We start from the raw sequence: 12,031 nt of genomic DNA on the forward strand, positions 1-12,031 counted from the left end.
TTTTTCACACGAAGGCCAAGTTGACGCCAGAAACGACTTGACGGCGAAAACAATGTGGAGCCCTAATAAAGCGAAGCCTAAACAAAATCTGCCGAATGGTGCAATGAAAGGCTGAACCAACAGGGGATGACGGCACCATGAGGGTGCACCCCGGCGCAAGGTCCGAGGGTTGGAGTTTTCGGTAGCGCTGCGCAACAGTCGTGGTTCGCGGGGGCGAAACCAATGACCTTGGATGTCTGGAAAGATCCCGGCGTCATCAGCCTGCTCGGCGAGATCAAAGTGCTCGCCAAGCGGTCGGAGGTGGACAAGTTTTTCTGGCTGAAGGCAGTCGCTGCCAGAAACAAGGCACCGGGCGCCGCCTCCCACGAGTTGAAATTCTTCAACGCCGCCGCTCAGCATGGCGCAAAGCCACCGCGTAACGCCATTGCCCCGGCCGACAAAGTCTACAGAATAGCCAATATCGTGCTGCAGGGCGGCGGTGTGCTGGGTATAGCACATGCCGGCTTCGTTGCCGGCCTGGAAAGCGCCGATGTCCGCTTCGCCGGCATTGCCGGCGCTTCTGCCGGTGCCATCATGGCCATGGGCATGACCGCGGTGCGCGGAGACGATCTGCTCAACGAAACCCACAAGGACGTCGTCGACATCGTCAATGCCATGCCGATGAGCGCCTTCATCGACGGCCCATACCGGACGCGCCGGCTGATCAAGCAATTCCTGCTCAAGCGGCAGTCCTTCTCGCCTTCGTCGTGGCCGGCCTTGCTCGGCGCGCTGCGCCAGATTTTGCAGACGCGTGGACTGAACCCGGGCAACGCCTTCGAAGACTGGGTTCGCGGCGTTCTGGCTGAGCGCGGCCTGCGAACCGTCGACGACCTGTTTGCCCGGTTGAAGACGATCTCGATACAGTTGAACGCGGCCATAGATGCCGTCAAGAAGCTCGGAAAACAGCCCCTGTCATCGCTGGAACCTGTCGAAGACGAAGGGAGACACCTGCTTCAGGTGATGGCGGCCTGCACACCGATCGGCGTGAAATTCCAGTTTCCCGAAGATGTCAGATATCTCTCAGGCGAGACCAGCTCGAACTCGCCGGCGGCACTTGTGCGGGCGTCGATGTCGATCCCGTTCTTCTTCGGGCCAGCCACTTTCGGCGTCAACAAGACAAACTGGAAATCGTTCATCGACAGCAAATTCGGCGGGCTCGCCGGCAAGGACAGGCTGGATGAATTCCGCTCCATCGATGAAGTGGCGTTCCTCGATGGCGGGATGTTTTCAAACCTCCCGGTCGATGCATTCAGCGCGATCTTTCCGGACGTGCCGACGATCGCCGTACCACTGATGAATGCCACTCCTGCCCGGCCCTATCGCCGCCGGTCCCGCCTGAGCAGCCTTGCCGCCGACATCGGAACAGTGGCTTTCATGGTTCGAGATCAGCGCGATCGTGACGCCATCGCCGTGCTGGAGCGCAGAAGGCAGGTGTTTGAAAGGCGGCAAATTCAGGCGGGCCTGACGATGCCGGCGAAATTCCCGTTCCGCCTTGCGGCCATCAACGTCCAGGACGCCAATTGGCTCAACTTCGCCATGGACGAAAGGGACCAGAGAGACCTGTTCGTGATGGGCCTGGAACGGGCACGCGATTTCCTGGAACAAGATCTCGGAGGAAGCAATGGGTAGTGAGAAGCGCGAACAAGACGTGACGCCACAAGCCCCTGTATCGGGTGCGGCGAATGGAACCGAGAACTGCTCGGACAAGGCCAGGGCGCTCTTTCACAGCGTCTATTGCCTGGTCAGCCGGCAGGACAATCCTGCCATCTTCTACAATGACAAGGGGAATTCGCTGCCGTTGCCGCAGTCTGCCGAGGACGTTCCCGAAGAACGCAAGGCTCTCGGGGCCATCGAGAAGGTCGGCATCTCCAGTGGCGACACCATCAAGGAAATAAACCGCCTTCTCGACCTCGCCAGCGCCAAGCGCATTGCCGAGGAGATGGACATCGTCACCTATCATTCGAACGCGGCGCGGCTGTTCGACAGGGTCAAGGACGAGTTCATCCAAAGCCTGAAGGCGTTCGAACGGGATCAGGAGGCGATCGACAAGAAGCTGACGGAGATCGACCAATTCCGTTCGCCGCTGAAGCCGGCACCCGCCATGCAGGCTCCAGGAAATCCCGACCGTTCCGCCGACGACGACAAGCTGTTGATCGGAGCCAGGCAATTCCTCACGCGCTACCGAAACTTCCTGGACCACGCCAGGAACTATGCGGACAGGGTCGGCCGCGATTTCTACACGGAGGCCTCCGTCGACGCCTACAAGGAGGCGACACGGCCCTACGCCATGCGCATCGAGAAAACCGGACTCTTTGCCGCTTATTCGGCCCTTATCACCGGCGGATTGACCGGCCTTGTCGTCGCGATCGTCCTGATCGTTTTCGACAACAATCTGGTCCTCAAGAACTGGATAATTCCGACGGCGGCCGTCGCCGCAATCGCGGCATATGCCGCTTCGGTCTTCATCGAAAAGATCAGGCGCGACAGCTTCATGAGCGCGCTGCGGGGAACGCTTTATGACAGCGTCTTGGAGAATCCCGCCGAACTGCCGGGAGGCGGAGAAAATCAACCCGGCCTCACCAGGATGGACCGAATTCTGACCGCCATGAAAGGAAAGAGGTCTGATCAATATTTCAGCTTCACAAAGCTGCCGTGGGGGAGTTTCAACGAAATCCCTTCAAAAAAATATTTGAGATCGAAACCCCTCTCGTCAGCGCTGGAAAGATTCGTCAACACGTCCTCGTCAAGAGATAGCGTGACGTTTCTAATCAACGCAGCCATAAGTCTATTCTTCATTTCATTATTGTTGTTACCCTCCCTTGCTTCCGGAACGCTGGGTCACGACAAGCAATTCGCCTTCATCTCGCGGACCGCCGAACTCGGCTCATGTGTTCTGGAACGCGGCCGCGTTCTGCTGGCCAATGGCGGCAGCTATTTCGTCGAGACCCGCCACGGCAACCCGGTCACCGAGATCGACAAGTCGCTGGTGCTGCGCATAGAGCCTCTCGGTCAGGATGAGACGACGGCAAAGCAGGGCGATGCGATCGCCGCGCGAAGCGATGAGACAGCCGGTCAGAACGGATCGCAAGCCAAGGGCGCCCAACCCACGGACGCCAAGGGTTCGGTTCCGCAGTCGAACTTGCCTGATTGCGCCGCGCCGCGCCCGGAGCCGAAGGCGTCGGACCAGGCCGCGCTGGTGACGGCGACCGACAAACTGACCGGCAGCGTGACAGAGCTTGCCTCTGTCGCTGATAAGCTTGGCACCATCCACGACAATCCCGTTCCCCCGGATCTGGTGGGCGCGACCAGGGACCTGGCTGGCAACGTCGAGAAGGGACTTGGCGCCATCGCCGACAAGCTTGGCAAGGGCACCGGACAGGACGATGCCTCGCCGCTTGCCAGGCTGGTGGGCGCGACCGGAAGCCTTGCCGCCAACATCAAGGACGGTGCCGGCCGCCTTGCAAGCTCGCAAGCGCCCGCGGCGCCCATCGTCGTGCCCATCATTATCGACGCACCGCCGGCCCAGGCCAGCGCCCCGGAAGCGCAGGCCGGTGGCCCGACCTTCATCACCCAGGTCTATACCGCCGACGGCAAGGTTTACGACTATGGCAGCGGCGCGATGATGCTGCCGATCTTCCTCGATCCCGTTACCGGCAACGATGACAAGGCGTTCTGGGAAGGAGGCATCGATACGGAGGCGAAGGCTTTCTATTTCGGCCTCACCAGCCTGAGCAACCCGAAACTGTCGAACAGCGAGACCAAGCAGGCATTGCTGCGCGAGATCGCTGCCCGTTACAACGACTGCATGGAGCGGGCAAAGGCCGCTTTCGACAAGGCGGGGAATGGCGCCGGCACGCCCAGGCTCAAGCTGCGCGTCGAAGGCTATGCCAGCGAGAAATGGGACGGTGTCGACAATGGCACGAAGAAGCAGAACCTCAATCTCTATCTCGCCGAAGGCCGGCGCGCCGCCATCATCCAGGCGCTTGGCATCGACAACCCTCTGATCGACATCGACAGCAGGCCGAAACCGACCAAGTTCACCGGCTGGAGGGATGTGCGCGCCGACGAGATTTCCAGGAACTTCCTGTTCAAGGACTACGGCGCCATGGAAACGAGCCTGGCCAGGAGACTGCCGCCGGCGGAAGGCAACAAGACGGCATCGATCGACATATTGGCGCATGCCGCCATCATCAGCATCGATGGCGACGTGCCGCAGGAGTGCCGTCCGAAGGGGGCGGGAAAGGCGTGAAACGGCCTTCCCGGGCAGAGCGCGTCGAACAGGGAGTTGGAAGCGGTGGTCTGACGTCTCCGAGAAGCGTCGGACCACCCTGAGGCGATAGCCTTGAGCGCCCGGCGCCAGGACATTTCGCCCTTTCCGACCGATTCCTTGTTCTGGCCATGTTGCACTGCGAAAAACTTGTTGCATTGCGATATCGGCCGGTCAGGCCGAGACGCGGGGCGGGCTGGGCGTAACGAAGGAGGCCTCGTGGCGGCATCGTTTCGGCCTGATATACAGGGATTGCGCGCGCTGGCGGTCGGCGGCGTCGTGGCCTATCATTTCGGCCTCACCGCCCTCCCCGGTGGCTTTGCCGGCGTCGACATCTTCTTCGTCATCTCCGGCTGGCTGATATCAACGCACCTGATGGGCGAGATCACCGAGACCGGCAGGCTCGACCTCTGGCGCTTCTATGCCAGGCGCGCCCGGCGTCTGTTGCCGGCGGCCCTGTTCGTCATCCTGGCGACGCTTGGCTTAGGCTATTTCATCCTGGCGCCGCAGGAGCAGGCGCTCTATTCGCGCGGCGCCATGTTCGCCTCGGCCTATGCCATCAATCTATGGCTGCTGCGCTGGTCGTTCGACTATTTCGCCGCTGACGCCTTGAGCAATCCCTTCATCCATTTCTGGTCGCTGTCGGTGGAGGAGCAGTTCTATCTCGTCTGGCCGGCGCTGCTTTTGTTCGCCGCCTGGCTGCGCCCGGGCCGGCGCATGGCAGTGGTGGTGATCGGCGTCGCCGGCCTCGCCTCCTTCGCCGCCTGCCTGTGGCTGACCAGCCTCTCGCCGGCCTGGGCCTTCTACTTCTCGCCGCTGCGCGCCTGGGAATTCGCCGCCGGCGGCCTGGCGACGCTGGCGCCGGCGGCCTTGTGGCAAGAGCGGCCATGGCTGCGCGCAGTGCAGGGCTGGCTCGGCCTGGCGCTGATCGCGGTGGCCTATCTCAGCTTGAGCGAAGACCTGCCCTTCCCCGGCTGGTATGCGCTGCTGCCGGTCGCCGGCACGGTGCTGGTGCTGCTGGGCGGCGCCGGCGAAGAGGCAGCCAGCCAGGCTGGGTGGCAGGCCCTCGCGCCCGCTTCCCTGCTGTCGCTGCCGCCTTTGCAATGGGTCGGCACGCTCTCTTATTCGCTCTATCTCTGGCACTGGCCTGTCATCGTCTATGCCGGCATGCTGGCGCCGGATCTCAGCGTCCTCCAGCGTCTTGGCTGCGGCGCGCTGGCACTGGCGCTGGCATTCCTCACCTATCATTTGATCGAAAACCCGGCCCGGCGCGGCGGCTCGCTGACGGCGGGCGCCCGTGCAGTTCGGTTTGCCGCAATTCCCAAGGGAAAACCGCTTCACACTTTTCCCGGAATTGCTCTGGCCCCCGCCCTGGCGCTGACCGGTGTAGGCGTGGCGGCGGCCTATGCCAACGCGCATCTGGCGACCCGCAATATCGACCCGGCCCAGCGCGGCATCGAACAGGCCGCCGAACAGCCCTCCATCGCGCGCGCCACCGACAAAAACTGCCTGCTCGACTTCCACACGGTGAAGCCGAAACCCTGCACCTTCGGCCCGGCCGACGCCGCCCACACCATCGTGCTGTTCGGCGATTCGCACGCCGACCACTGGTCGACGCCGCTGGTCGAGGCGGCCAGGCGCAACGACACCAAGGTGGTCACCTATCTCAAATCCTCGTGCCGCGCCTCGCGTCTGCCGACCTTCAACACAGTGCTGAAGCGCGACTACACCGAATGCGACGCCTGGCGCGAACAGGCGATCGCGGACATCATCCGCCGCAAACCGCGCCTGGTGGTGATCTCGGAATTCTCGATCGGCAATCTGACGCGCGACATGCCCGCCGCCGGCCGCAAGGCCGAGACCGCGCGCTGGCAGGCCGGCCTGCGCTCCACGCTGCAGGCCTTCAGCCAGGCCGGCGTCGAAACCGCCGTCATCCGCGACACGCCGATCGGCGACAGTTTCGCCGATTCCTGCGTGGCGCGCGCTTTGTGGTGGCGCGAAGCCCCCTCGCGCTGCGACACACCGCGAGCGCAGGCCGCCAACGACAGCGTGGCGGCGCAAGAGCGCGCCGTGGTCAAAAGCGTCCCCGACACGCGCTATGTCGACCTCACCGACCGCTTCTGCGGCCCGACACAGTGTCACGTCTTCATCGGCGGAAAACTCGCCTTCCGCGACCGGCATCATCTGGCGACGGCCTTTGCCGAGACCTTGGAGGCGCCGCTGGAGAAAGCGCTGTTTTGAAAAATCAGCTCCCTTCTCCCCGTTCACGGGGGTGAGGCGTGGTCCGCGTAGCGGACGGAAAGCCAATTGCTTGGCTTTCCGAACGGCAAACGCCCGGAGGTGCCGCAGGCGGATGAGGGGCGGCGCCGACGTCGGCCCTTTTGCACAAACATCCGTCCCAGCCGGTTGATTCAGCATCAGCCAACTCTGCTACATAGCGCTCAAGTGCAATCTTTCCGCGCTCTAATCTGGTTGGTGGATCATAAAATCCATGGAACGGGCCTGGCTCCCGGGAGTTATATTAGACCAACCTTGAAAAGGAGGCAGCCATGAAGAAGCTCCTACTTGTCTCGGTTATCGCCATTGCTTCGGCCGCGGCGATGATCGCCCCTGCCGCCGCGCGTAGCCACGTCTTTATCGGCATCGGCGGCGGCTACAACGACTATTACGGCAATGACTATTACAACGGCTATGGGGACTATGGCCGCCGCTATGTCTATAGCCCCTACGACCCCTATGATGACGGCTACAGGCCGCGTTATTTCCACCGGCACCACCGTTGCCATATCGAAGTGATCAACCATTGGCGTCACCATCACAGGATCGTCGAGGAAGTCCGCGTCTGCGGATGACCTGATCCTTCGTGAAACGGATCCGGCCGGCCTCGCCGGTCGGATCGTTGCGTCACGCTCTCACCGCCCCATCATCATCCCATAATGCACCGCCAGCAGGTCCAGCCCGACCTTCAGCAGCTTTGTCACCACATCCCTGCCCTCGCCCGTCTGCTCCGCCAGGCTCTTGATCGACCCACCCACGCAGCAGACTTGTCGCACCACCGCCGCCACCTCCCAATGCCCCAGCGCCCTCGTGGCGGCGGCATGCGCGCGGCCGGCGTCGAGCACGCTGTCGGCGATACCGCTGCCCCGGCGCCCGCCATCGACGCGTTCGGTCCAGCGCATCGGCTTTACGCTGGCCTGCTGGCTGCACTGGAAATCCTCGCGGTAGCGCTGGCCGGCCTCGCGCTGCTGGCGCGACAGCGAGGTGATGCCGATGAGCGGATCCACGTTGCGCACCCGCACAATGCCGCCGGTGGAGGTGTAGCCGTCATTCGACACCTCGTAGACGCGTCGCGCTTCAGCCGTGCCGGCGGCCTGCCGCTTGCGGCCGAAGGCGTCGTCTTTCAGCGCGAAATCATGGCCGATCTCGCGGCGGATGCGCACCTGCTCGGCCTCGCCCTTCGGCAGTTTGGGGGCCTGCGGTTTGGCGGCTTTGGCTTTTTTGGGCATGGGTGGCTCCTTGGGTTGGGGGTGTGGCGTTTCGGTTAGAGAGGGCGGCGCTGTCCCGCCGACCTGTCTGATCATCCCGTCACCGGCTTCGCGGGCACTTGCGCGCCCCGCCGCGCCATCAACTCGCGCATCACCCGCCGCTCCCGCACCTCGATGCAGAGCTGCGCGCTTGAAGGGCAGAACTGGGCGTTGCCGGTCTTCACCTCGCCGCGCACGAAGCGCTGAATGGCGGCCTGCAGATCGGCAAGCTCGGCGTCGCGCACCGCGCCGAGATAGCCGCGCATCTGCATCTCGACATCAGTCAGGGCGGATTGCGGGAAGCATGAGAACATCGCGGCCAGCGCCTTCGTCGCCTGCTGCAGTTCGGCTGCGGTCATGGCTGCGGATCTCCTCGATGATGGCGTTGGCGGCGTCGGTGTGGGTCTTCGGTCGCTGCCAGCCGGGCTTCCTTCCCGAAAAGCCGGGAGTTGGTGTGTTCCTGCCCGCAGGGGAAAAAGCGGAAGCTTTTTCACTCTGGTTTCTGGAGTCTGGAGAATGCCGCGGCAAAGCGCCGGCATTTGCCGCCCCATGCGCCTTTGTTTTCAAGGCGGTGGCGGCGCCACCGCGTGCGCCGGCGGCGGCCCTCGCCTCGCTCTTGACCTGGGCTTTGTGCAATTCCCTGGTCAGCCTCTTGTGGCCGATCTCGCCCGCCTCGCGCTCGAAAAAGCGCAACAGATCAGCGCTGATGGAGCGCCATCTTTTCAGGGAAAGGCGCGCGACCCGCGCCAGCTTGGCGTCGTCGTCGGGCAGCCGGCCGCCGGCGTTCCACATCGCCATCAGGATGAGCATGTAGGCGCCGATCTGTTCGGTGGAGAGTGGCAGCGTGTCGCCGACGAAATCGGAGACATAGAGCTGCATGAAGGGCCGCTCGCTCATGCCGGCCCCGTGTCTGCACGCAAGCTAATGGAACCAGCCGACAGTCCGCACGTTATGACGCGTCGATGCCACGGGGAGGTTTGCCGATGACGGCGTTCATGCCGGTTACGCTGCGCTTTTGCGACAACAAGACCATGCTGGTCGGCTCGGTGGCCGACGCCGAGACGGCATTGCGACACCAGTGGCCCGACAAGACAGCACCCGCCTATATCGAAGCCGCAAGGCTGGTCAGGCTGGCGGTCGAGGGCAGTTGCTGCCCGCGCACCGCCTTCGAGGCCTTCAGCAAGACCGCCAGGCAACAGGGCATATTGGTGGCGAAACCGAGAAGCCGCGCGCATGACTGGCTCGACGCCGCCGCCGGCCCGTGACGCCGGTGCAATGCAACCGCGTGGCGGCCTTGCGCGTTTATAAGCGCGGGCTTTATAGTCCCGTCGAGATCGAAGGTGAACGCCGTGGGTACGCTGAAAACCGGAGTGCCGCTCAAAGTCAGCCTGGATGGACAGGTCGAGGAGATCGATAACGTCAGTGATGCCGCCGATTTCCTGCAGCGCTGGCCGATCGATCGTCGCGGCCATGTCTACCGCAGCGCGCTCAACGCCTGCAGCGCCGCGATCGCCGCGCAGATCTCCGAATCCGACGCGATAAAGGTGTTCACCGGCTTTGCCCGCGTCGCCGGCATCCTGGTTGCCGAAGGTGGCCCGGCCATGCGGCTGGAGGCACGCACCGTGCAAAGCCGCATGCCCAAGCAGGGCCGGCAGATACCGAAATAGGCTCACTGGCAAACCCGCCGCTGAAACCGCGCCTTGTGGTAGTCGCAGTAGCTTTTCTGCCCTTGGGTTCGCATGCCGCAGCACAGCATGTCGGCGCCGGGCCGGGCGCCCGGCGCGTCGTTCTCCGGGGCCTCTTCCAGCGTCAGGTCGAGCGGCGCGCGGCAGCGGGAAAACAGGCAGTCGATGAAGCGCATCGCCACGCCATGCGGCTGGCGGCCGATCGGGCCACGCTGGGGTGCAGCCACTTCCAGGCGGTAGGCCTGGCCATCGGCGATAAGCACGCCCACCTCGCGCACGAATAGGCGCGGCGGCAGCCACGCCGGCGAGGAATCGCGCCTGGACCGGGCCTTTTTCTTGCGTGCGCCTTCGCCGGCATGGACGCCGCTGGGCTCTTGCGCCACCGCCTTTGCCCGTTTGGCCGCCGGCTTGCGCATTGCCTGTTCGCCGGCGGCTTGCCTGACGCCCGGCGGCATCCCCCGGCCATTGGCAAAGCCGATCGCGCCCAGCATGGCGTTGCGGTGCACGATGCCGATGATGGCGTTGCGCGAGACCGGGCTGCCGCGCAGCGCGCTGAATCCCGCAGCGATCCTCGAGGCCGAAAGCCCCTCCTTCAGCCAGCGGGCAATCTCATGCAGTTCGGCGTCGCTGTAGCTTGCCATATCCAGGCTCCATCCAGGGGTCGGCCTTCGGCCGCGCCAGCGAGCGCGCCGTCAGTCGGGCGTCAGGGGTCGGGCCCGGTCCGGGCCACGGTCAGGGTGTTCAGTGCGAAAGCCGGCTCGCGGGCCGGATCAGCCGGAGCGGATCGAATGCCTGGCGGTCAGGCGTGCCAGCCGCGCCTCCGCCGTCTTCCTGTCGGGAGCGGAAACCGCCCTGCCCGTCATCGGCTCGAACACGGTGCCGTCCTGGGTGCGGATGCAGGAGCGCGCATGGGGACCAGCAGCGGGCCGGTCGAATTGGGGGCCGGAGCCGAGGGGAGCGGCGGCTCCGGCCGTTCCGGCCGCCAGGGACGGGCGGGCCGGACCCGAGGCATCAAGGCGCTCGGGCTTCGCCCCGGCCGGGGAGGAGGACGGCCGGGACGGAAGGGCGGCGACATCGGTCGCCTTGTTTGCCTCGCGAGAGGCCGGCGCTACCGCGCCATGAAGACTGGACAGGTTCTGCATGGCCAGATATAAGCATAACTCAAAAACAGATGCAAGCTATTCTTTCATAGACGAGAGCAGCTTTCATCGCTCACATGGGTGCCATGGCCAAAACGGAACTATCGATCAAGGTCGGGGCGGCGATACGCCAGGCGCGCAAGCAGCGCGGCCTGGTCATGCGCCACATTGCCGAGCACAACGACACCGATGTCGCCGCCGTCGGCAATTGGGAAACCGGCCGCAACCTGCCCAAGACCGAGAACCTGCTGAAGACCGCCGCCTTCCTGCGCGTCGACCCGGTGGCGCTCGGCCAAGGGCAGGTCGTCTTCCTCGACGATGCCGGCTCGGTGGCCGATGCCGAGATCGTCACCGATGCCGGCCCGATGCCCGCCGGCTCAATGGATATCGAAGTGCTGGGTGCGGCGGTCGGCGGCGATGACGGCGACTTCACCTTCAACGGCGAGCCCGCCGGCTACGTCCAGCGCCCGCCGGGCGTGCGCAACCTGCCCAAGGTGTTCGCGCTGCATGTGCTGAGCGACTCCATGGTGCCGCGCTATGAACCCGGCGACCTCATCTATTGCGGCGGCCGCGACGCGATCCCCGGCGACCACGTGGTGATCGAGACGTTTCCGGAAGAAAACGAGAAGAACGGCAAGGCCTTCGTCAAGAAGCTGGTCAGGCGCACGGCGGGCGAGCTGGTGGTCGAGCAGTATAATCCGCCGAAGACGCTGACCTTCAACCGCTACGCGATCAAGCATGTCTGGCGGGTCATACCGCTGAAGGAATTGCTGGGGTATTGAAGAGAAGAACGCCGACACCGAGGCTCCGTACGACGTTGCAATCGATGGCTGATTGCGCGAGGCTGTCGTGCCTACAAGGCACGCAGCGCCCGACATCGCTGATTTACTAACGGACGTCAGCGGCCCGGTTCTCGGCATGACCTATCGGTTTTGATCAGCATCTGCTTCTCGCAGTCTTCTTATGGATTGGTGTTCAATAGGTCTCGATTTACACGCATTCTCGCGCCACCTTGACTGCCGCCGCGGCGCTGCTGACCGCCGAAGCCCAAGCCTGCACACGGGTCGTCTATCAAGGGCCTGAAGGGCGGAATCTCACGGGCCGCAACATGGACTGCAAGGATCCGATGGTCAGCAACTTCTGGGTCTCCCTCGCGGGATGAAGCGCAATGGAGCTGTCAGCTCGCGTTCGGTGGAATGGACATCGAAGTTCGACAGCCTGGCCGTCTCCGCCATGACATCTCTACGGTCGACACCTAATGCATGTCGCGCAAAAGTCACCTCGGTTTTGCGAGAACGACATGCATCAAGCAACAACCTAAAGCGCGGCGCATGAATCCGTTTCGACGCGACGCGCTTTAGGATCCTTGCCGCGACC

12 protein-coding genes are annotated in these 12,031 nt (G+C 63.8%); 7 read left to right on the forward strand and 5 right to left on the reverse strand.

Going from position 1 to position 12,031, the window contains the following annotated elements:
• The first annotated feature begins 222 nt into the window (after window positions 1-222).
• The 4 genes from ACWGS8_RS11025 (at window position 223) to ACWGS8_RS11040 (ending at window position 7,158) form a co-directional block, all read left to right on the forward strand.
• Window positions 223-1,668 carry a patatin-like phospholipase family protein gene (locus ACWGS8_RS11025; protein ID WP_454580947.1) on the forward strand — a complete coding sequence of 482 codons (1,446 nt, stop codon included), beginning with the start codon at window positions 223-225 and terminating at the stop codon, window positions 1,666-1,668.
• The gene (locus tag ACWGS8_RS11030; protein WP_454580948.1) at window positions 1,661-4,288 is read left to right on the forward strand and encodes a hypothetical protein; all 2,628 of its coding nucleotides are present in this window, start codon (window positions 1,661-1,663) and stop codon (window positions 4,286-4,288) included. Before ACWGS8_RS11025 ends, ACWGS8_RS11030 begins: the two co-directional genes overlap by 8 nt.
• Before the next feature lie 237 nt (window positions 4,289-4,525).
• On the forward strand, window positions 4,526-6,547 hold the full coding sequence (locus tag ACWGS8_RS11035) for an acyltransferase family protein (protein WP_454580949.1): 2,022 nt from the start codon (window positions 4,526-4,528) through the stop codon (window positions 6,545-6,547).
• Between the two features lie 308 nt (window positions 6,548-6,855).
• The gene (locus ACWGS8_RS11040; protein ID WP_454580950.1) at window positions 6,856-7,158 is read left to right on the forward strand and encodes a hypothetical protein; all 303 of its coding nucleotides are present in this window, start codon (window positions 6,856-6,858) and stop codon (window positions 7,156-7,158) included.
• Window positions 7,159-7,218: 60 nt separating this feature from the next.
• Here the strand turns inward: ACWGS8_RS11040 and ACWGS8_RS11045 are convergent, their stop codons facing one another.
• From ACWGS8_RS11045 to ACWGS8_RS11055, 3 genes are all read right to left on the reverse strand, one after another.
• Window positions 7,219-7,812 carry a DUF6456 domain-containing protein gene (locus ACWGS8_RS11045; RefSeq protein ID WP_454580951.1) on the reverse strand — a complete coding sequence of 198 codons (594 nt, stop codon included), beginning with the start codon at window positions 7,810-7,812 and terminating at the stop codon, window positions 7,219-7,221.
• A gap of 71 nt (window positions 7,813-7,883) precedes the next feature.
• Window positions 7,884-8,189: a hypothetical protein gene (locus tag ACWGS8_RS11050; protein ID WP_454580952.1), complete on the reverse strand. Its 306-nt coding sequence runs from the start codon at window positions 8,187-8,189 to the stop codon at window positions 7,884-7,886.
• Window positions 8,110-8,727 (reverse strand): YdaU family protein, encoded by a 618-nt coding sequence (locus ACWGS8_RS11055; protein ID WP_454580953.1) that lies wholly within the window; start codon window positions 8,725-8,727, stop codon window positions 8,110-8,112. The genes ACWGS8_RS11050 and ACWGS8_RS11055 overlap by 80 nt, the downstream gene beginning before the upstream one ends.
• A gap of 86 nt (window positions 8,728-8,813) precedes the next feature.
• On the opposite strand from ACWGS8_RS11055, the gene ACWGS8_RS11060 reads away from it, so the two are divergent.
• Together ACWGS8_RS11060 and ACWGS8_RS11065 are read left to right on the forward strand one after the other, a co-directional pair.
• A complete protein-coding gene (locus ACWGS8_RS11060) occupies window positions 8,814-9,095 on the forward strand; it encodes a DUF982 domain-containing protein (protein ID WP_454580954.1) in 282 nt (93 codons plus the stop codon).
• Between the two features lie 84 nt (window positions 9,096-9,179).
• On the forward strand, window positions 9,180-9,497 hold the full coding sequence (locus tag ACWGS8_RS11065) for a DUF982 domain-containing protein (RefSeq protein WP_454580955.1): 318 nt from the start codon (window positions 9,180-9,182) through the stop codon (window positions 9,495-9,497).
• Between the two features lie 2 nt (window positions 9,498-9,499).
• On the opposite strand, the gene ACWGS8_RS11070 is transcribed toward ACWGS8_RS11065, so the two are convergent.
• The gene (locus ACWGS8_RS11070) at window positions 9,500-10,156 is read right to left on the reverse strand and encodes a GcrA cell cycle regulator (protein ID WP_454580956.1); all 657 of its coding nucleotides are present in this window, start codon (window positions 10,154-10,156) and stop codon (window positions 9,500-9,502) included.
• Window positions 10,157-10,285: 129 nt separating this feature from the next.
• A complete protein-coding gene (locus ACWGS8_RS11075; RefSeq protein ID WP_454580957.1) occupies window positions 10,286-10,657 on the reverse strand; it encodes a hypothetical protein in 372 nt (123 codons plus the stop codon).
• Window positions 10,658-10,731: 74 nt separating this feature from the next.
• Between ACWGS8_RS11075 and ACWGS8_RS11080 the strand changes: the two genes are divergently transcribed.
• A complete protein-coding gene (locus tag ACWGS8_RS11080) occupies window positions 10,732-11,436 on the forward strand; it encodes an XRE family transcriptional regulator (protein WP_454580958.1) in 705 nt (234 codons plus the stop codon).
• Window positions 11,437-12,031: the final 595 nt, after the last annotated feature.

It is taken from the genome of Mesorhizobium sp. 43Arga, assembly GCF_053714255.1.

Bases quoted from the DNA above. Each gene is read 5' to 3' on its own strand.
- ACWGS8_RS11025 (WP_454580947.1), top strand. From the start codon at position 223: ATGACCTTGGATGTCTGGAAAGATCCCGGCGTCATCAGCCTGCTCGGC.
- ACWGS8_RS11030 (WP_454580948.1), top strand. From the start codon at position 1,661: ATGGGTAGTGAGAAGCGCGAACAAGACGTGACGCCACAAGCCCCTGTA.
- ACWGS8_RS11040 (WP_454580950.1), top strand. From the start codon at position 6,856: ATGAAGAAGCTCCTACTTGTCTCGGTTATCGCCATTGCTTCGGCCGCG.
- ACWGS8_RS11045 (WP_454580951.1), bottom strand. From the start codon at position 7,812: ATGCCCAAAAAAGCCAAAGCCGCCAAACCGCAGGCCCCCAAACTGCCG.
- ACWGS8_RS11050 (WP_454580952.1), bottom strand. From the start codon at position 8,189: ATGACCGCAGCCGAACTGCAGCAGGCGACGAAGGCGCTGGCCGCGATG.
- ACWGS8_RS11055 (WP_454580953.1), bottom strand. From the start codon at position 8,727: ATGAGCGAGCGGCCCTTCATGCAGCTCTATGTCTCCGATTTCGTCGGC.
- ACWGS8_RS11060 (WP_454580954.1), top strand. From the start codon at position 8,814: ATGACGGCGTTCATGCCGGTTACGCTGCGCTTTTGCGACAACAAGACC.
- ACWGS8_RS11070 (WP_454580956.1), bottom strand. From the start codon at position 10,156: ATGGCAAGCTACAGCGACGCCGAACTGCATGAGATTGCCCGCTGGCTG.
- ACWGS8_RS11075 (WP_454580957.1), bottom strand. From the start codon at position 10,657: ATGCAGAACCTGTCCAGTCTTCATGGCGCGGTAGCGCCGGCCTCTCGC.
- ACWGS8_RS11080 (WP_454580958.1), top strand. From the start codon at position 10,732: ATGGGTGCCATGGCCAAAACGGAACTATCGATCAAGGTCGGGGCGGCG.